Annotated in this window: 13 protein-coding genes; all 13 read right to left on the bottom strand. The window is 65.2% G+C overall.

The genetic code is table 11. The annotated features are described in order from the left end of the window. Nucleotides 1-52: 52 nt before the first annotated feature. Entirely contained in the window at nt 53-1,210 is a 1,158-nt protein-coding gene (locus tag R2R70_RS16690) for a hypothetical protein (RefSeq protein WP_410978547.1), read from the bottom strand. Next, complete coding sequence (gene tssA, locus R2R70_RS16685; protein ID WP_279830844.1) at nt 1,210-2,322, bottom strand: type VI secretion system protein TssA; 1,113 nt, start codon at nt 2,320-2,322, stop codon at nt 1,210-1,212. Before tssA ends, R2R70_RS16690 begins: the two co-directional genes overlap by 1 nt. A 373-nt stretch (nt 2,323-2,695) precedes the next feature. After that, the gene (locus R2R70_RS16680; protein WP_107335063.1) at nt 2,696-3,241 is read right to left on the bottom strand and encodes an Hcp family type VI secretion system effector; all 546 of its coding nucleotides are present in this window, start codon (nt 3,239-3,241) and stop codon (nt 2,696-2,698) included. Nucleotides 3,242-3,477: 236 nt separating this feature from the next. Beyond that, complete coding sequence (gene tssM / locus R2R70_RS16675; RefSeq protein ID WP_410978546.1) at nt 3,478-5,970, bottom strand: type VI secretion system membrane subunit TssM; 2,493 nt, start codon at nt 5,968-5,970, stop codon at nt 3,478-3,480. Further along, a complete protein-coding gene (tagF, locus tag R2R70_RS16670) occupies nt 5,967-7,067 on the bottom strand; it encodes a type VI secretion system-associated protein TagF (protein ID WP_410978545.1) in 1,101 nt (366 codons plus the stop codon). The genes tssM and tagF overlap by 4 nt, the downstream gene beginning before the upstream one ends. Before the next feature lie 4 nt (nt 7,068-7,071). Beyond that, the gene (locus R2R70_RS16665) at nt 7,072-11,079 is read right to left on the bottom strand and encodes a type VI secretion protein IcmF/TssM N-terminal domain-containing protein (protein WP_410978544.1); all 4,008 of its coding nucleotides are present in this window, start codon (nt 11,077-11,079) and stop codon (nt 7,072-7,074) included. An 11-nt stretch (nt 11,080-11,090) separates the two neighbouring features. Next, nucleotides 11,091-11,858 (bottom strand): type IVB secretion system protein IcmH/DotU, encoded by a 768-nt coding sequence (gene icmH / locus R2R70_RS16660; protein WP_107335067.1) that lies wholly within the window; start codon nt 11,856-11,858, stop codon nt 11,091-11,093. Then, nucleotides 11,855-13,198 carry a type VI secretion system baseplate subunit TssK gene (gene tssK, locus R2R70_RS16655; RefSeq protein ID WP_077377241.1) on the bottom strand — a complete coding sequence of 448 codons (1,344 nt, stop codon included), beginning with the start codon at nt 13,196-13,198 and terminating at the stop codon, nt 11,855-11,857. The genes icmH and tssK overlap by 4 nt, the downstream gene beginning before the upstream one ends. 71 nt (nt 13,199-13,269) lie before the next feature. Continuing rightward, the gene (tssJ, locus tag R2R70_RS16650; protein WP_410978543.1) at nt 13,270-13,878 is read right to left on the bottom strand and encodes a type VI secretion system lipoprotein TssJ; all 609 of its coding nucleotides are present in this window, start codon (nt 13,876-13,878) and stop codon (nt 13,270-13,272) included. Nucleotides 13,879-13,888: 10 nt separating this feature from the next. After that, a complete protein-coding gene (gene tssH, locus R2R70_RS16645) occupies nt 13,889-16,573 on the bottom strand; it encodes a type VI secretion system ATPase TssH (RefSeq protein WP_410978542.1) in 2,685 nt (894 codons plus the stop codon). Next, a complete protein-coding gene (tssG, locus tag R2R70_RS16640; RefSeq protein ID WP_410978541.1) occupies nt 16,570-17,817 on the bottom strand; it encodes a type VI secretion system baseplate subunit TssG in 1,248 nt (415 codons plus the stop codon). Before tssG ends, tssH begins: the two co-directional genes overlap by 4 nt. Further along, nucleotides 17,781-19,616, bottom strand: a complete 1,836-nt coding sequence (gene tssF / locus R2R70_RS16635; RefSeq protein WP_410978540.1) for a type VI secretion system baseplate subunit TssF — start codon at nt 19,614-19,616, stop codon at nt 17,781-17,783. The genes tssG and tssF overlap by 37 nt, the downstream gene beginning before the upstream one ends. After that, a complete protein-coding gene (gene tssE, locus R2R70_RS16630) occupies nt 19,616-20,098 on the bottom strand; it encodes a type VI secretion system baseplate subunit TssE (protein WP_107336591.1) in 483 nt (160 codons plus the stop codon). Before tssE ends, tssF begins: the two co-directional genes overlap by 1 nt. Nucleotides 20,099-20,186: the final 88 nt, after the last annotated feature.

Below are 20,186 nucleotides of genomic sequence, written 5' to 3'. Positions count from 1 at the left end.
CTCAACACAGGACGAGCACAGTCAGCACAGGGCAAGCGCAGAGCCGTCAGCGCTATCCGGCACAGGGCGTGAGTGTCAGCATCCGGGTCCGGGTATCGTCCCGCAGCGACACGACCAGGGCGCTGTCGTTGTCTTCCAGTTCCGCGATCGCCAGCACCAGTGCCAACGCCAGCCAGGCATCGCCCGGCCAGCCGCAGAAGCTGTCGAGCGTGGTGCCATCCTCGATCATGTCCAGCCCCGGCCAGCGATTCATCAGGCTGGTGCCGGCTTCCACCGCGCGACCGGGCAGCCCGAGGCTATCAATTACCAGGCGCATGGGCTCGAACGGCTCGCGGGTAGAGGCATGCTCGTCATTTTCCGCCTGCACGGGCCACTGGCGCTCGATCAGCTGCCTCAGCGGTGCCGGCGAGCGGCGCAGCTCTCGGCTGCCCCGCGCCGGATGGGTCAGCGTTGCCGCCAGCGGTACCTGCCAGCCCTGCAAGGGCGCCGGTGAGTCAGGCGCGAGGCGCTCGAAGAGCAGCGCCGCGACAGCCTCACCGGGAAACAGACCGCTCGGGCGGGAGGCATACGCCAGCTGACCGCGCCGCGACAGTTCCGAGACACTGCTGTCGAACAACAGCGAGTCGACGCTGAGCCAGATGACATGCGGCATGCCACCCGACGCTTCGGCGGCCAGCAGTTCATGCAGGTCCTGCTCGGCCGCCGCGCGATGCGAGACGCTACCCAGCGCGTCGGCGAAGGGCGTGGCCACCACCGTCTCGCGCAGGCGTGCGATGAACCCCTCCACCAGGCTGGCATGACGGATCGGCGCACTCAGCACGATATCGAAGGGCGCGCCCTCCGGCAGCGCTTCCAGCATCAGCAGCGCGTCGATGATCAGGGCCTGGAGCAAGGTCTCGAGCCGCTGATGGCGGCGATCGAGACGTGCCACCTGCTCGCCGGAGGCAGGCGATGCGCCCGCCTGGCCCAGCGCGATTTCGTGCACCAGCAGGCCATAGCCATCCGGGCCACGCAGGGTCGCGGAGATCTCGGCCGCCGCCGATGACGGCAGCTGCCCCTTGGCCACCGCCCCAGCCGAGGTCAGCGCCACGCCATCCAGCAGACACAGGGTGTCAGTGCGGTAGTCGCTGCGCACCTTGGCGACCGGCGCCTCGGGCTCTGCCGGGCGCACCTGCTGCAGGCGGTCATAGATCGAGCTCTTGAACATCATCAGTGATCATCACGCCGCTGAGTGCCCAGGGTTTCACGGATGCCGTCGACGATATGTTCCTCGCGGATGACATCACGCAGCCATTCCTCCAGCGGCATGCGGCCCCAGCGCACGGCGCGTTCGACCAGATACGGCACCGGGCTGTGCGGCTCGCTGCCCTTGAAGTACTGGGCGACGCCATTGAGCATGTCGAAGGCTTCCTCACGGGTCTGCGGCGTGGTGCGCAGTGCCGCCGGCGCCATGCCCGCCTGAGCGGACGGCGTGGCACTCGCATCCCCAGTGGAGGCATCGCCACTTGCGGCGTCCGTCACCTCGGCATCGCTCTCGGCAGATGCCTGGGCCTCATCGTCCAGGCTGACCCCGCGCTCGCCCAGCAGTCGCTCGATCAACTGGGTGCAATCCGCCAGACCACGCTGCAGCTGACTGAAGGTCGGCGCGCTCACCCCCAGCTGGGCATTGAGCTGCGCCACCAGACCGGCCAGCGCCTGCTGGCACTTGACGATCTGCTGGTGACGCTCGCGGAAGGTCGCCGTCTCGGTCAGCACCACGGAGCGCTGGAAGATATCGGCATTGATCTTGCCATCCGCCAGCGCGCTTTCCATGGCATCCACGTCGGTTCGCGCCAGGTTCTCGACCTGACGCGACTCCTCATAGCGGTCGAGCCCGTAGAGCTGCCCTTCCACCAGCGGCAAGGTGCCGATCATGCCGGCGAGGGTGTCATCCAGCCAGGTCAGACGTGCGACACGCTCTTCATCCCCTTCCTCGAGCGTCGGGTAAAGCGTCTCCCAGTACTGCTCACACAGCGCCGTCATCAGCTCCAGTCCCCAGGCCAGGCCCGTGAAGTGATCACGATGCGCCAGGCCTTCGCAAAGCCAGCCCGCCAGCGACAGGTCCTTGCTCTGCTCGGCCAGGCCGTCGGCAGTCAACGAGATGACGGCGTTCCAGTCGGACTTCTTGAGATCGGCCTGCCATTCGCCCTGGCTCAGGTAGGCCGGGTCTGCGCGACGCGCTTCCTTGATCTCATCAAAGAGCAGCGAGAACCCCAGGTCCTCTCCTGTCCCATGAGCGCCGATTGGCGCGAGCAGTTCGTCGCGGTCCCATTCGTCGGCCATCTTGTCTCTCCTGAATCACGTGTTGATCGCGTTGCGAGGCAACGCCTGCGAAATCACTGTGGCGCAGTGCTGTTGTTTCAGAGCCAGTTAGCACAGCGCTATTGGTACAGAGCTATTGGCACAGACCCTGTTGGCAAAGAGCTGTTGGCAAAGAACTGACAGCGCAATGATTTCGCAGGCGCTCATCGAAGCAAAAGGGATGCGCAAGGGGAAAACAGACATGCCGGGAGAGCCTTTCGCTCCCCCGGCATGCCTTCTACCCGGACGTGATATCCCCTGAAAACGAGCTCACGCCAGCACGCTGGCCAAGCCCCGGGATGCCACCCTCCTGTTCATGGACGGCAACTCACGCCGCCGCGCCATGAGCCGATACTCAGGAGTAGACGCGGTTGCGCGTGCGGTCCCAACCACCGGTGATGTTGCCGCCACCCTGGCCATCGCTGCGCTTCTGCTGGGTGTAGGTAACCTTGATACGCGCGAAGTTCAGCTTGATCTCTTCAGACGGCAGATCGTGACGCGAGTCGTGCACGGAATCGGTCGCACCGGCGCCGCCAGCCTGGGAGAAGGACGCCATGCCTTCCAGGTCCACGGAAGACACGATGACTTCCTCAAGCTTCACTTCCATGTAACGCACCTGCTCGCCACCGGCACGGTGAACCTGCAGGGTGATTTCCTTGATGTGCTGGCCGCGGCAGCAAGCTTCGAACAGCTTCGGAGAAGCCTTGTCGATGAACTTCTTGATCGCGAACTCGCTCAGGTTGACGCGCTCGGCAGACGCGCCGCCCGCAGAGCTGGCCGTCGCGGAAGTCGCCTGGCTGGCGCCGAATTCAAAGCTCAGCAGCTCGATCCAGTCCTTGTGATTGGTGTCCAAGCTCTCGCCCGGGATGCCGTCGATCTTGAGGTAGGCGTCAAAAGCCATGGTAAAACTCCATTTCAGTCATGTGATGGGTAGGCATCACGGGTAGCAGCACTCCCTGGCTGCCACCTGTAACGCGCGTTTGGACACGCTACCGCCAGGAGATGCCATCCAGGCACCCCCACTGCGTATGTCCATGCTTCTCCGCTCTCTTGCTCCGGGCCTGCCTTCAGGCCTGTCATCCAAGAGCTCGACTCCTCCATGAGTCGGCAAAGTGAAAACGGTTCAGCGCAGGCGCATCAGTTCAGCGCACGCACTTCAATCTCGACACGACGATTGGGCGCCAGACAGGCGATCTTGTCGGTGCGCGACATCTCGCCATCGCACTTGACCAGCGGACGATCACTGCCGGCCCCTTCCGCGCCGATCAGCTCACCCGGCAGCCCCTTGCCCACCAGATAGGTGCGCACGGTCTCGGCGCGCTGCAGCGAGATCCGACGGTTGGCAGTGGCGGACCCGATCGGGTCGGCGTGGCCGGTGATGGTGATGCGCCCCAGGTTCGGCGTATTGGAAAGTCGCTCGGCGATGGCATTCAGCTGACGCTGCCCCTCGCCCTGCAGCCCCGAGTAATCCGCACGCCCGAAGGCGAACAAGGTGTCGGACTCCAGCGTGATGGTCTCGACGGTGCTCAGGGAGCGGTCCAGCAGACCATCGATGTAGTTGCGACTGGATGACACCAGGAAGGTGTTGTCTTCCAGACGCGGCACGTCCGGGCGCACGACCTGCTGGGCATAGAAGTTGACCTGACGGCTGGCATATTCCAGATCACGGCTATCGCGCGGCACATCCTCCCCCTGGGTGATGGCCGGATACCAGTAGACCGGCATCTCGCTGCGCAGCCATTCCGGTTCGATGTCCTCGCGCGGCGTGCGCGACAGGGACAGGTAGGTCTTCAGGGTGTTGTTGCCGAAGTCCGCCAGCGCCTGGGCCGAGTTGTCACGCGGCTGGGCGTGGTCCTCGACCCCCGGGACATGGATATCGGTCTCGCGCGGGCCATCCTCGCGGTCATGCACGCTGATGGTCGGCAGCATGAACAGCGACTGGTTGAGGTTGCTGGCGATCGGCACCAGCATCGTCTGGCGCAGCGCGCCGAAATAGACGTCCCGCAGCGCGGGTTCCAGCGTCTCGCCTTCATAGAGTCCGAAGCCGAGCGACCAGGGCACGCCACTCTCGTGATGACGCCTGTCGTAGCGGGCCGCGCTGTCACGCAGGGCATCCAGCGTCGCCCACTGGGCATAGGCATTCGGCTCGCCGGCATCTTCCTCATAGGCGGCATCCAATGCCTGATCCAGCGCCCCCAGCTCCCGGGTATTGGCGGTGAAGGACACCGCCCAGGCCAGGCACATGGCCGCGGCGAGCGCCAGTGCCAGCCACACCCAACGCAGCTGACGCCGACGCTGGAGATTGGCACCGCCATAAAGGCCGACCAGATGCTGGTCCGGCAGTACCACCCGCGAGAACAGCCCCGAGACGAACAGCGGCTTGCCATCCTGATGGCCCGGCGCATGTCGCTCGGTAACGGCAAAGCGTGACGCCACGTTACGCCCGTGGGCTGCCGTGCTGGCCTGCCCCTCGGAGAGCGCGCTGGTGAAATAGAAGCCGCGCAGCAGCGGCGCCGCCTGATAGGGATTGACCTTGAGCAGTTCCGTGACGAAATCGGTCAGGTGCGGAGCCAGCGCTTCCAGCTCACGCGGGAATTCCACCGCCGCCGGTGCCTCGCGGGTGCGCACGATGTCACCCTCCACCAGACAGCGCTCACCGGTACCCGCACAACGTGCCACCAGACGAGTCATCGCCTCACTGAAACGAGTACGCCAATCCGCCTCGGCATAGCCCTGGTGCGGGAAACTCATGCCCAGCACTTCATCGCGCTGTGCCGGCGCCAGCTGCGCATGGAACTCGCGAAAGCCCGGGATGTGATCACTCTTGGTGAACACCAGATAGATGGGCAGAGCCGCACTGAGACGCTCGTAGCTTTCCTGGATGCGCTCGCGCAGCTGATGCGCCAGTGCCTCGACATCATGGCGGTTCTGGAGCACTTCATCGATGCTGACCGCGACGATCAACCCATTGAGCGGCTGACGCGGACGATAGCGACGCAGCATGTCGAGGAAGGCACGCCACTTGCCGACTTCCTCCTCGGAGCTGACGTAACGCCCTGCGGTATCCAGCAGCACGGCCTCACTGCTGAAGAACCAGTCACAGTGACGGGTGCCACCGATGCCCGCGACACGTGCGCTTTCGCGCTCCGCGAAGGGGAAATCCAGCCCCGAGCGCGAGACCAGCGTGCTCTTGCCCACCGCAGGCTGACCGATCACCAGATACCAGGGCAGCGTATAGAGCACGTCCCCCTGACGGTTGAACCAGCCACTACGCTTCTCGCTGGCACTCTTGCGCATGCGGTCCAGCGCCGCCAGCAGTCGCTCGCGCAGCAGGCTGACTTCCTCGCGGTCCTGGGGCGCGGCACTGAGCACGGCGTCATCGGCGTTCTGGATCAACAACGACTCGACATCCTGACGCTCGCCCACCCCACGGTAGAGCAGCAACAGATAGAAGGCGGAGGCGACGAGGAATGCCAGAATGCCGACCAGCAGGCTATCCAGTGACGGGAAGCCCAGGCTCACGCCGACGCCCCAGATCAGGAAGATGCCCAGGAAGAACAGCACGCCCAACCAATACGGGCGGTATTTGAGGATGTAGTACTTGAGAACGTGGAGCTTTAGCTTGTTCATGTCGGTGCCGATTCATCCTTGGATATGTCGCCGTATACCATCTCTGCACTGCCCGGGTGTCTGGCTGGCTGCCCCGCCTTGCCGGCCGCAGCGGCGTCGTCTGCAAGCGCAGCGCCATCTGCAAGTGCGACGCCATCTTCCAGCGCGGCGCTGTCGTTCAACGCGATCAGGTAGGCCCCCATGCCCAGCGTCTGCGCCGCCTCTGATACCTGATCTGCTGACGGCCCCGCTATCTGAGCCGCCTCGCCCTGCGCGCTTCCGAGCAGGCGCCAGCCACCGAGTGCCTCGGGGGCCGACTCGGCCAGAATGCGCAGTGCCTCCTGGTCATCGCGCGTGAAACGCACGAGCGTCGGGCGCATGAAGTCGTCGACGATCACGCTGATGTGCCCCGGCGCGCCATTGTCATGCTCCAGCCAGTGCAGCCACAGATCCGCCGCCGGACGCTTCAGCGCGCGCTCCGGTGGCAGCGGCAATGCCACATGCCCCCGTTGGCCATGCCTGGCTGCCGACGTGGCCGACTGTCGACGCAATGCCTGCATGTCGCGGGTCAATCTGCTGGCACTCACATCGGGAAAGCCACTGGCCAATGCACGCGTGAGGTCTCCATAGCGCACGTCTTCCAGAAAGCGCGCGAACAGACGCCGATGCAGCTTGAGATCGGAATCATCCAGCGGGCGCAGCGCCTCGATCCCCGCCAGCAGACGCTCCTGCGCCTGCTGGGGGTCTGCGCAATGCTTCACATCGCGCAGCAACTCCCGCACCTGCCCCGCGAAGGTCTCGCCGAGGGTATGCACCCCGACGCTGCCTTCCACCACCGGTGAGACGGCCAGGCGCTGGAAGACCAGCAGCGGGTAGCGTCGTCCGGAGGCGTCCTGCGAGGGCGACATGGCGCCCATCAACCAGGCCCCACCGCTGGCGCGGTAGTGGAAGAAGCACAGCGGCAAGGCGTCGAAGCGTGCCTGCCAGTCTTCGTCGCGCTCGGCCATGCGATTCAGCGCCCGCTGCCACCAGCCATCCAGTTCCCGGATGTCCTTGTGGCCCGCGTGATGGGCAATGAAGTCCGCGCTGCCGGGCAGCTTGCCGAAGAAGCCGATCATGCGGTCATCTCCCGGCGACCGAGGGCATCGACAGGTTGCGCACCTGCTTGAGGTCCGTCAGCTTCACGCCGCCGAAGTTGCGCGCCTCGAAGCTCACCGGGCCGACCGGGGTGTACCAGGTGAAGCGCTGACGGGCGGTGTCCAGATCGGTCACGTCCGCGGATTCGATCAGCTTCAACAGACTCCAGCGATTGGGGAAGTTGAAGACGGTGATGCGCCGGCCGTCCCGTGTCACCACATCCAGTCGCGCGCCGGAGACTTCCGGGTCGCCCGGCCAGACGAAGCGCTGCCAGTGCTGACGACCATTGCGATACACCTGCTGCTGGCCATCCAGTGTCAGCTGGATCGAGATCAGCCGGGAGGAAGGCCGGATCATGATCTCGAAGCCGTTCTCCACATCCGCCAGACTCTCCAGCACCCGGCCCACTGCCGTGCCCTTGGTGATGGTTGCGGTGATCTTGGGGTCTACCAGCGGCGTGCCGTCCTGTTCGCCCTCTTCCAGATTGCCGACTTCTTCATTGTCGAAGCGGGTCAGCAGACCGGTATCGGGGTCGATGAACTGGCGCAGGTCACGCACGGACGTCTCATTGCCGGAATCACTGACCGGATAACGGCCACTGACCATGCGATGCCACGGCGAGACGACCTGCTCACCCCAGGCGGCGGCCAGCTGCGAGGCCACCGGCCCCTGCAGGCTGGCCACGGAGTAATCGATGGGCGCACGGAACAGGCGCTGCAGCGACTGCACCAGCGGTTCCTGCGAGGTATCGACATTGGCGGCGACATAGTCACGGGCCGCCGAGATTTCATTGGGCTTGCCGCCGATCATCTCGGCCAGCAGCTGCTTGGTGCGCTTGCCGACATCGCCACGCTCGAGGCCGTCGAGGCGCACCTTGAGCTGACGCAGGCGCAGCTGATAGCGATTCATGACCGAGGCGTCACCGCCCTGGCCTTCATCCTGGGCGAACAGGCTGGCGACCGGCGCGAAGTGGTCCGCAAGCTGGCCATCGTGAACGCGGGGCAGCCCCTGCATCACGCCGGCACTTTCGGCCACCTCGGCGCCACTGCCTTCCAGCCACGCCACTGTCTGGTCCCACATGCCTGCCGACTCGGCGGCCGGTGCGGAGGCATCACCTTCGGCTTGCGGCTGAGGTGCCTTGCGGGCCTCGGCATCACGGCTGTCCCAGCGCGTGTTGTCATCCACGACGGCCATCAGTGTCTTGAGCGGTGAACGCTGATAATCGCTGAAGCGCGCCAGACGCTGACGCGAGAGCGCCAGGCCTTCGAAGCGACGCACCCCGACATCGGCCAGGAAGCGCTCCCAGGCCTCGGCGTAGTCACGCTTGTAGTGGGCCAGAATGGTCGCGGCGAATTCGCTCTTGCCCTGGGCCGCATCGGGGTTCTCGTCTTCCAGTACCCAGTCATGCTCCACCGGCAGGTCCGAACTCAGCGTCTTGAGCAACTCGGGGCGTACGAATTCGTCCCACACACGGCGCGTGAAGAAGGCCGGCACCGATTCCCCGGCATACAACAGGCCGCGTGCGCCCTCATCCGGCAGCATCACCGACAGGGTCATCGACGGGAAACGGGCTTCGGCCGCCAGACGCAGACGCAGGTATTCGCGCTCCGCCGGCGAGTTGTCGAGCAGGAAGGCCTTCAGGTCACGGCGTGAACGCGCCACGCGGTCCTCATCACGCACCAGCGCAGGCGCTTGACCCTGCTCCAGGTATTCGCTGTAGAGCGCGACGTTGTCGGCAATGCGCTGATCGCCGCCCGGTACCTGACGATGGCTGTCGGCCAGCTGATGCCAGGCACGCGGCAAGGCTTCACGCACGAAGGCGACATCCGGGTGCGCGACGGGGTCACTCAGGATCAGATACAGCTTGAGCGCATCGTAGGCATCGATGAGACCGGCGACCTGCTCCGGCGTCAGCTGATTGAGCACTTCACTCGAGAAGGCAGGTCCGCCGGGCATGCCACCCTCGGCCGGGCCACCGTCTCCCGGTACGGTGCCATCACCGCCGAACCCCGTCGGCGAGCCACGCAGGGCGTCTGCCTTGTCGCGCAGCGCCTCACGGCCCTGCTGACGCGTGCTCCAGTAGGCGTCATTGACGCCACCGCGCAGGCGATAATCCGCCTCGCCCTTGAGCTGGCTGGCCAGTTCGCCCGGCGAGCGCGGCACGCTGCCCAGCGTCGGGCGCTCGGTCAGGCGCTGACGCAGGCGCTCACCGCTGGAGGTCAGCAGTGACTTGCCATCCTCGATCAACACATCGGAGGCCCCGGCCTCGGACGCGCTCTCCTCGCCCATGGCACGCAGCGAGGCAGATTCGGAGACGATGCCCAGCGATACCGCCAGGCGACCGACGGCCCGCAGACGGGCGTCCAGGTCCTCGGCCAGCGGCGCCAGCACCTGCTGCTTGAGCGTCGCGAAATACTGCGCTTCAAGCGTGGTGCCCAGGCGCTCGCCGCCATCCAGGCCCATGTGCTGATACCAGGGCAAGCCACCGTCTTCACGGGCCTGTCGCACGCGCGACAGCTCGTCGTGGAGCAGATCGAGCTGCACGCTCGGCGTCACGGCACCGTCAAGCGACGTCAGTTGCGCATCGACGGCCTCGAGACTGGTACGGCTCTGGTAGTAGGCGTTGCCGAGCAGACCCAGCGTCACCGCACCTGCCACCCCGCCCACGCCGATCAACAGCGGGTTCAGGGAGCGGCCCTGGCCATCACGTGCGTAGTGACGCACCAGGTTGCGGTCCGGAATCATCACGTCGCGGAAGACACCGCCGACGAAATAGGGACGATCGCCGACGGCGGCACTCGCCACTGTCGCGGACTGGGCGACACTCGGCTCCTTGAGTGCGAAGCCCTGACGGACCTGCTCATCGAGGATCGCCGGCATCGCGCTGCCATCCTGCAAGGCGCTGGTGAAATAGATGCCGCGGGTCAGTGGCCCACGCGCGCTGTTGCGACGCAGATCGAAGGGCTCGAGGAAGTCGGCCAGCAGGCCTTCCATCTCGGCAATGTATTCCGGGAAGTGCAAAAGCTCGCTGTCCGCCTGCTGGCCACGTTCACGCAGGGCCGCTTCCACATGGCCGCGCAGCCCCGCCACCATCTCGGGGAAGTGTCTGGAAAAGGCTGCCACGACACCCTTCTGGCGTGCCTCGGCCACCGAGAACGTCATGCCCCACGGCGCATGGCGGGCATCGCTGTCCAGGGTATTGAAGGCGGCGGTGAAGCCCGGCAGCTGGTCGGCCTTGGTGAACATCAGGTAGACCGGCGGCGAGGCATCGAGAGCATCGCGGAAGTCATTGATGCGCTCGATCAGCTGGCGTGCCAGCGCGTGGTTCTCGTCGCGCGGCGCATGCAGCAAGGCCGGCAGGTCGACCACGACCACCAGGCCATTGATGGGCGCACCGCGACGGCGACGCGCCAGCAGACGCAGGAAGTCACTGAAGGCACGCGCCGGCTGTTCCTCGGCGACGTAGCGCCCGGCGGTGTCGATCATCAGGGCGTCATTGCCGAAGTACCAGTCGCAGTACTGGGTACCGGAGTCGCCGCCCAGTCCCGCCACGCTGGAACTCAAGCCCGAGCGTGTCAGCAGCGAGGTCTTGCCGGAGGACGACAGGCCCAGCACCAGATACCAGGGCAGATCGCTGAGCGAGGCACTGCCGCCCTTGTGCAGCCCACGCTGGGCCCGCAGCATGCGCAGCGCCGACTTGAGACGCTCACGCAGCACTTCGTAGTCGCCGGCTTCGGTGGCGGCATCCGCGGCTTCGCGGTCCACTTCCAGCTGGACGAGGTCTTCCAGATCACGCTCGGCACGCACCTTGCGATACTTGCGCAGCACGATGGCCAGCAGCCATACCGCGGTGAGCAGGGCCACGGCGATCGCGAGGCGTTCCAGCGAGCCACCCAGACGCGGCACCCACCAGACACACAGCACGACACCGGCCAGCCACAGCAGTGACGACGCCAGCCAGAAACTCTTGAGGAACCCTAGCACCCGTTTCATTCAGTCACGCCTCATGTCGTTGCGAACAGGGACGACAGTCGCTCGATGAGCGCCGTGACCTGAGCATCCAGCAGGTTGTCGAGTACCAGATAGACCGCGCCACAGCACAGCGCGATCAACAGCAGGTAGACCCACACCGGAATTTCGTAACGCAGCAGCTGGCCCACCTGGTCGGGCAGCTGCCAACCCGGTGACAGCACGGCGGAAGACTGGCGATAGCGCGCGATATCCTGGCCCAGAGTGCTGGCCACGTAGCGCAGCTGATCACGGTGTTCGAGGCGGAACTTGCCCTCGAAGCCCAGCGCCAGACACAGGTGATAGACCTCCAGCACGTCCAGGTTGGCCTTGACGTCGGTGCGCAGTGCCTCGAGACGCTCGAAGAAGCCCTCACCGGCCAGATGCACCCCGAAATAGGTGTACTGCAGCGGGTGCAGTTCCAGGTGCTGGCGAATGTTGCTGGCGCCGGCGCCCAGCACGCTCTCATCGAGGAAGGCGCACAGCGCGTACTGGGCGTCACGCACCTGGTCCATGCTGTAGCCGACGGCCAGCGCCTGGGCTTCTAGCTCACGGAAGTAGTCGGCGACACGGGTCAGGAATTCATCGACGTTGCGCGCTTCACTGCCGCGACGAATCATCAGGATCAGCGAGAAGAAGTCCTGGGACAGCGTGCGCAGACGCGTATCCGCCGGCGCCGCCGCGCCGTTGGCCTGAGCACTGCCAGACTGGGCACTGCCGGTCTGGGCAGCGTCATTCGGCCGGGTTGCCGTGTACTGGTTCATTTCAGCACCGCCATCAATTCAATCTTGAGGTTGTGGAAGCCGCCGGGCACATAGAAGGCGATGGCCTGGGCGGCCATCATGCGTTCGTACATGCGCCCCTGGGGTTCCAGCGCGAAATAGTGGTTATCGAGGCGCGAGGGAATCGCGGTGGGCAGACGCGAGGCATGCACCAGCGAGCCGCCGGGCATGGCGCTGTTGACCACCACCTCGATGTCATCCGGCGAGCCGACCTTGAAGGCACGCGGCACCAGCTCCAGCAACTTGGCGCCGGGCATGTCGGCATGCACGCTGATATAGAAGTCGGCATCCAACAGGCGTGCATCGTGCAGATGGGCGATGTAGTAGGACGGCTTGGTCTGTTCCAGCGCGATGGGGATGTACTGGTTGGGCACCACGGTATCCAGCAGCTCGCGCGCCATGGTTTCCAGCGTCGTCAATGACTGGACCGGGTCTTCATGGCGGTACGGCGGCAGGTCACTCAGGCGGTAATCCATCGAGAAGGTCATCAGGCTCGCGACCAGGTCCGACAGGAAGGTGTAGAGCTTCTCGGGATGCTGCTGCGGGTGTTGCAGCAGATGCGCCAGCGCCGGGTAGGCACGGTTGACCGTATGCAGCAGCCAGAACAGCGCCACGTCGCTTGAGCCGAATTCGGCGACCTGATCGGCGCGCTCGCGGCGACGGCCTGACAAGGTCTCGTGCTTGGCCTGCAGCATGCCGGCCAGGCGCTGGCCCATGGCCATCAGCGTCTCGCTGCTCGAGAGGTGCAGCGCGGGCGGCACAAAGCGCGGCGATACGGAGAAGCCGCCGGCGGCATTGCGCGTCAGCACGGCCAGCGGGCAATGCGTGCTGCCTTCCAGGTCATCGCCTTCCAGCAACAGACGCACATTGAGTTCCAGCAGGCTCAGCTCGTTCTCGCCATCGCCGTCCAGCAGGTCCGGCAGGGAGTCGAAACGCTGACGGAAGCGGCGACGCGCGCCCCGCTGCTGCTCATCTTCCTGCACATTGCCGGCGTAGGGTTGTACCAGGCTCAGCGCAGCGTGCACCTTGATCTCGCTGTGGCCCGCCAGTTCGCCCAGGTCGCGCGCCCGCGGCAGGCTATCGTGCTGCGGTGCATCGAACAGCGTGCCGTCGGGAAAGACCAGCTTGAGGCGACTGAGCTGCAGGCGCCCCTGGGCCAGCGCGCTTTCATCGATTTCCAGACGCTGCACGCCAAAGGCAAAGGGCCCACTGCGCGTGCTGGCTTCGCCGAGCTGCCACTGGTGATACTCGTCCTGATACTGGAAGTGCTGGGGCAGCAGGAACATGCCCTCGGACCACCTCACGCGATTATGCTTGCTCACGAATCCATCCTTTATAAAGTCCGTCCGGTGTCACCGATGACGTGTCAGCCACGCGGTTCGTGGCCCGGGTGTCAGGGCTGGGTCGCCGTCGCCAGCAGGTCTTCGCTGTCGGGCGCCACCGTGATGTAGTGATCGGCCAAGGTCAGTTCGACGCCATCCGGTGAGGTGAACAGGCCGTCCTTGCGCATCGCATCGGCATCGAACAGCACGCGCCAGCGCGCGTCCGGGGTCTGGCGGAAATAGGCCGCGACCGCCACGTAACGGGCGCCCGGCTTCAGCGGCGCCTCATCCACGACGTGCCCGCCCGGCACCATCACCACTTCGCGGGTATCCAGCAGCGTGTCGCCCAGCACCTTGTCGGCGTGGTCCCACAGGCCATCGGGCGAGGCGCTGGCGAAGGCTTCACGCGCATCCAGCTGATAGATGCGCACCACCACCGACAGCGACGCCTCGTCGACATCCGGATTGAGTGATTCATCGGCATCGAGGGTGAAGGCGACCGTCTCGTCCTGACTGAACAGGATGTCGCCCACCGTGCCATCCATCTGCTGGCCCAGACGGCTGCCGACGCCACAGCCACCGAGCAGCAGGCTGGCGCACAGCATGGCCGGCAACCAATGGCGCGGGCGCAGTGACCTGGCGCGCTGGACAGCCTTCACGTGATATCCCCGGACTGGCATGTGATGGTCCTCACTGCATCTCATAGGTGAACTGGCCGGCGTCATCCAGCGCGATGCGGATGTCGCCCACCGGCTGCTGATCGGCCATGCGCTCCAGCACCCACTCCACCAGCGGCGGCATCATCGAACCGCTGAGCAGATGATCAATGCTGCGTGCGCCGCTGTCGGTCTGGGTGCAACGCTCGGCGATGTGATGCGCAAGCGATGAGTCGAAGCTCAGGTGGGCGCCGTGATTGCGCGTGAAGCGCGCGGCCAGACGCGACAGCTTGAGGTCGACGATGCGCGCCAGGATGTCGCTGTGCACCGGGTAGTAGGGCACCACCTTGAGACGGCCGAGGAAGGCCGGCTTGAAGACGCCATTGAGGGTATCGCGCAGGCCCTCGACCAGCACCTCGGGCGCCGGCGGAGTCGCCACGCCCAGGCAACGGTTCATGATCTCGTCGGTGCCGACATTGGAGGTCAGCAGGATGACGCAGTTGCGGAAGTCGATCTCACGCCCTTCCCCGTCATCCATCACGCCCTTGTCGAACACCTGGAAGAAGACTTCCAGCACGTCCGGGTGTGCCTTCTCGACTTCATCGAGCAGCACCACGCTGTACGGCTTGCGACGCACGGCTTCGGTCAGCACGCCGCCTTCGCCATAGCCGACATAACCGGGCGGCGAGCCCTTGAGCGAGGAGACGGTGTGCGCTTCCTGGTACTCGGACATATTGATGGTGATCAGATTGCGCTCCCCGCCATACAGGGTATCGGCGAGGGCCAGCGCGGTTTCGGTCTTGCCGACACCACTCGGGCCGAGCAGCATGAAGACACCGATCGGCTTGTTCGGGTCTTCGAGCTTGGCGCGCGACAGGCTGATGCGCTTGCCGATCTCTTCCAGTGCGTGGTCCTGCCCGAGTACACGCTCACCCAACAGCGCCGGCAGACGACGCACGGTGTCGATCTCGTCACGCTGCATCTTGCCCAGCGGGATGCCGGTCCAGGCGGCGACGACTTCGCCGATGGCATTGCCATCGACACAGGCGTGTACCAGCGGCGCCTCGCCACCGGCCTCTTCCAGCACCGCACGCGCGGCGCGCAGTTCTTCCAGTGCGCTTTCACGGGCCGCGTCGCGGCCCTCATCATTGATCTCGTCATTCACCTCGTTCAGAGCGGCGTCGGCCTTGAGCACTGCCTCGACGGCCTCACGCTGACGCGTCCAGTCGGCTTCCAGCGCCGTGACCTGAGCAGTGATGGCCAGTACTTCCGTGTCGATCTCGTCCAGACGCGGGGCATGGCCGTCATCGCCGCGCTCGTGTTCCCGGGCCAGCGCTTCCCGCTCGGCCTCGAGATCACGCAGGCGCTGACGGGCATCTTCCAGTGGTGCTGGCGTGGTCTGCTGGCCCAGCGCGACACGCGCACAGGCGGTATCCAGCACGCTGACCGCCTTGTCGGGCAGCTGACGGCCGGTGATGTAGCGGCTGGAGAGACGCACCGCCTGCACGATGGCGTCATCGAGAATCTCGACCTTGTGGTGATCGCGCATGCGCGTCGCCAGCCCGCGCAGCATGTCGATGGCCTGCGGCTCGGCCGGCTCCTCGACCTTGACGACCTGGAAGCGACGCGCCAGGGCGGCGTCCTTCTCGAAGTACTTCTTGTACTCGGCCCAGGTAGTCGCGGCGATGGTGCGCAGCTCGCCACGCGCCAGGGCCGGCTTGAGCAGGTTGGCGGCATCGTTCTGGCCTGCCTGACCGCCACTGCCGATCAGGGTGTGGGCCTCATCGATGAACAGGATGATGGGGTGCAGGCTGCGCTTCACTTCCTCGATCACGTCCTTCAGGCGCTGCTCGAATTCGCCCTTCACGCTGGCGCCGGCCTGCAGCAGGCCGAGGTCCAGGGTTCGCAGCTCGACGCGTGCCAGCGGCGCGGGCACTTCGCCGGCGACGATCTTCTGCGCCAGGCCTTCGACCACCGCCGTCTTGCCGACCCCCGCCTCGCCGGTGAGGATCGGGTTGTTCTGACGCCGACGCGTCAGGATGTCGATCATCTGGCGCACTTCATCATCACGCCCCAGGATCGGGTCGATGTTGCCGTCACGCGCACTGGCGGTCAGGTCGATGGTGTACTGGTCCAGCGCCGGGGTCTTGTGACTGCCCGGGCGGGCAGCGCCAGCGCCCTCACCTGACGTCGGCTCACCCGCGCGCGGGGCATGCTGAGACGGCTGGGACAGTTCGGCTTCGGGACTGGCGGCCAACAGGCTGGTGAAGTGCAGACGCAGGTCCGCGACATCGATGCGCTCGAAAGGACTCTCGAGACCCGGCATGTCGCTTCGGATCACGCGCGCCAGTTCCGGGTCTTCCAGCAGTGCCAGCAGCAGGTGACCGCTGCGGATATGGGCGACCTCATGGTCGATGGAGGCGATCAACCAGGCCTTCTCGATCAGCCGCGTGATATGCGGTGAGAGTGCCGGCGTCGCGGTGCTGCCCGTCTTCAGGCGCTCCAGCGAGCGATCCAGCTGATCGGCGAGTTGGTCCAGGCCCAGCGAGTAGTGACGCGCGATGCGCAGCAGGTCGTTGTCATCGCCATCCAGTAGCTTGATCAGCAGATGCTCGACATCGACTTCATACTGGCGCTTGGCAAGGCACAGACCCGCCGCCTCTTCCATGGCACCGCGGCTGACATCATTGAGCTTGGCGAATAGCGTCTTGAGACTCACGGGGTCACTCCATCGAAGGGGATTCGTAACAGCACACTTCCCGAGGTGCTGCGTGGTGTCTGGCCCAGCCAACCCAGACGACCCAGCGAGATGCCATTGGCACCTCCCAGGCGGGCCGACGGGACTTCACTGGGGTCGAGCTGCAATTCCAGCTCGAAATCGAGCTCCGGCCCGACATAGAAACGGATCAATTCCGTCATGCGCAGGTGGTCTTCACCCCCGGGCAGAAAACGGCGGAAGTCCGCCAGGCGCAGGGGGCCAACGACCATGCGCAGGCAAGACTGGTAGTCCCAGGCGCGCTTGCCGGCCACGGCACTCTGGCCGAGACGCGCATTTGCCTGACCCAGGCGCGTCAGTTCCGGCTCGCTGATGTCGAGCCAGCGGCCCTGAAACGGCTTCACCTGACAGGGCACACCGAAGAACACGCCCAGCAATGTCTCGAGATTCTGCTGATTGCGGGGCCGCTGCCCGAGCAACCCGGCGAAGAAGGAGAACAGCTCACGCGGCAGCTCGCGGCTGCCGGCACGCTGCTCGTCAGTGCCTTGGTTGTCACGGTTCTGACTGCCGCTGCTCTGACTCCCACTGTTCTGACTGCCGCCGCTTTGACTGCCAATGCCCCAGCTGGGTGCCGCGTAGTCGCGGTTCTCGTCCACCTCCGGCGCCTCGACTGACGACCTGGCGGCAGGCAGTGCCAACGGCGCCTGTGGGGCAAACAACAGCTCGGCCGAGGCACCCGACAGGCCACACAGCGCGTGCAACTGGCGCTCGATATCGGCCTGCCCTCGCCGCTCGTACTCGACGTGGAAGCGATACTTCTGCCACGCCTGATAGAACAGCGCCGTCATGCGATGCGAAAACAGATCGAAGAAGGCATGGGCGCCGTCATCGCGCAGCTGCACGTGGCGGTCGATCAGCGTCTCGGTGTACGGGCGCGGCAGTACACCAGACGGCCCGACCAACCCCATGAAGGTGACCTGCACCTGGGTCAGCGGCTGGTCGGTGGGCGAACGCAGCGTCTCGCTCTCGAAGACAAGGTCACTCACTTCGCTGGCCGGGAAGTTCAGCGACAGCTGGCTGCGAAACCGCAGCGGGTCTTCGTGCGGGCGCAGCTCGGGTTCGAGACGACCGGCACGGCTGTAGTGCAGCCGCAGCAAGCGTACGAGCTGAAAGAAGCTGAACCGGTATGGCTCAGCGCGCGCCTGGTCGATCAGACCAGGGGCTGAGTGCCGGTTCTGGCGGGCCATGTCACGACGTCCTTTTCGCGCTGGCGGCTGCGTAATGTCAGCCGGGTGAAACTGTTGAGCGAGCAGTACTGCCCGAAGAAGTGATCCAGCACCATGCCGAACACGTAGATGCCGCTACCGATGAATTCCTGTTCATCCAGTTCCAGGGTGATGCCGATTCCGCGCACGAAGGCCGGGCGCGGATGCCCGATCCGCGTCATCGCCGGCTCACTGTGGATGCTGGCGATGCCATTGATCTGGCGACGCGTGGCTTCGAGGTCGCGATAGTTGTAGAGAGAGAGCATTTCCAGCAGCGCCTCACGGCCGCGCTCCACCAGCGACAGGTGGTTGAGCGAGAGATGCGAGATCAGACGCCAGATGACGCCCTTGCCCATCGGCGGCCGCGCCGAGGGCGTCGGCTTGCGCAGGCAGCGGATGGCCTTGACCACCTGCTCGCGCGGCAGGGTGAAATCGCCACGTGGGTGGCCGAAGCTCAAGCGCTGCGGCAGATCACGATTGCTGCAGGTCAGCTTGAGGCTCAGCACGTCACTGGTGGCTTCGATGGCGTTCAGTTCGCGGTCCGCCAGGCGCAGCAAAAGCTCGGTGCCGGCATCCCGCTCACGGGCGGAAGGCACCCGCCGCGACAGCCAGTAGCTGGTCTCGCGTGACGGTGCACTGCCCTGCGGCTCGAAGAACGGCGGGCAATAGCGCACGTGATCGCGCTCGGCGGTCTTCTGCACGCGAGTGACGCGGTCGATCGAGACCACCTCGGCGCCGTGCGGGTTGCGCACATCGGCGACCACCGGATATTCCGCCTGGGTATGCGTCAGCAGGATCGGCTCGGCCTGGCGCTCGAACAGGTTGATCACCGGCGTGCAGCCCAGGCGGAAATGATTGCGCCCCAGGCTCTGGGACAGCCGCGACAGCCGCTCGTCCAGCGCATAATCCGCGAAGTGGAAATGCAGCTCGAAGCGCGTGCCACTGGCGCGTGCCAACAGACGTGTCAGCCCTTCGACATCGAAGAACATGAACTTGTCGGGGAAGGTGAAGTACTCGTGCAGCAGGCGATAGCCGAGGAAGGAGCGCTCGGGGTAGTCGATCAACCCCTCCTCGGGCGCGAACCCGACCGGCTTGAGCGAGTCCGGCGGCAGCGAGACTTCGCGGCGCTGCCCGCCTTCATCGAAGCTGACGCTCAGGCGAGTCAGGTTGTTGAACAGCAGTTCATACATCGGGTGCATCAGGGCACCCTCGCCGTCCAGGAACAGGCGCAGGCGGTCGATCCCGAAGCTACCCACCGACTGGTCATTGAGGGCTTCGAAGGCCAGATCCAGTCGCGCGACGCTGTCCTTGTCGCGACCATTGAAGGCCGAGCGTTCCAGCAGCGAGAAGCCGGCGCTTTCCACGCGCAGCGGCCACACATCCACCGGATAGCAGGTACGGAAACGGCAGGCCACGCCTTCCACCGGACGCGAGAACATCTCGGTATGCCGCGCGACCTGATAGCGCCCGGTCAGCGAGGTCTGCTCACCGGGGTCGAGCTGTGCGATCGACAGCGAAGGCGTCGGTCGCAGGTAATGGGGGTAGAGCACATCGAGGAAGGCCTCGACGATTTCCGGCAGATCATCATCCAGCTTCTTGTGAACCCGTGCCGACAGAAACGCGAAGGACTCGACCAGACGCTCGGTGTGCGGGTCTTCGCAGTGGTCGCCTTCCAATTGCAGTCGTGCGGCAATCTTGGGGTACTCACGTGCGAACTCCCGGCCCAGAAAGCGCAGGTGCGAGATTTCTTGTTCGTAATAAGGCAGCAGTTCATCAAGCATCAGGAAAGGTTCTGCACTTTGTATTGCTGAGTGTCGGCATGCAGCACGGCATCGAACGCCACTTGCCGCGTTGCATCCTTGAGGACGAGGAGCGTCTCGACGCGAAAGCGCAAGAGGCGATCCTGGCCGTCCTGGTCAAGCAGCTTGACCTGCACGTTGCGAAAGCGACGGTCATTGCTTTCGATGGCGTACTCCAGCTGACGCTGGATCAAGCGGCGATCTTCACTGCTGTGCAGGCCTCGGCCGAGAAAGTCCGGCAGGCCGAAGCCCAGCACCGTGCCGCGCAGCACGGGAAAGTCATTCAAGCGCCCTCCCAGCAATTCGCTGCGCGTGTTCACCAGAATCTCGAGGTCACGCACGATGGTGCGCTTGTACTCGTCGAGACTGACGAAGCGTTGCTCCTCCGCGGCCTCTCCCTGATGCGGTGCATCGTCCTGCAACCGATCCCACAAGGTGGGAATGAGGCGGCGGGTGCCATTCATGCGCATAACGCCTCCTTTTCGGCGATATACCGCACCGTCAGGCTGGCGTTGGCCAGTCTGACGATGCGGGCGTGCAGGACACGCAGGG

This window comes from Cobetia sp. SIMBA_158 (assembly GCF_046566945.1).
Lineage (GTDB): Bacteria > Pseudomonadota > Gammaproteobacteria > Pseudomonadales > Halomonadaceae > Cobetia > Cobetia amphilecti.
Note: the sequence above shows the minus strand (reverse complement) of the source record. Positions and strands in the feature narration are given on the sequence as shown.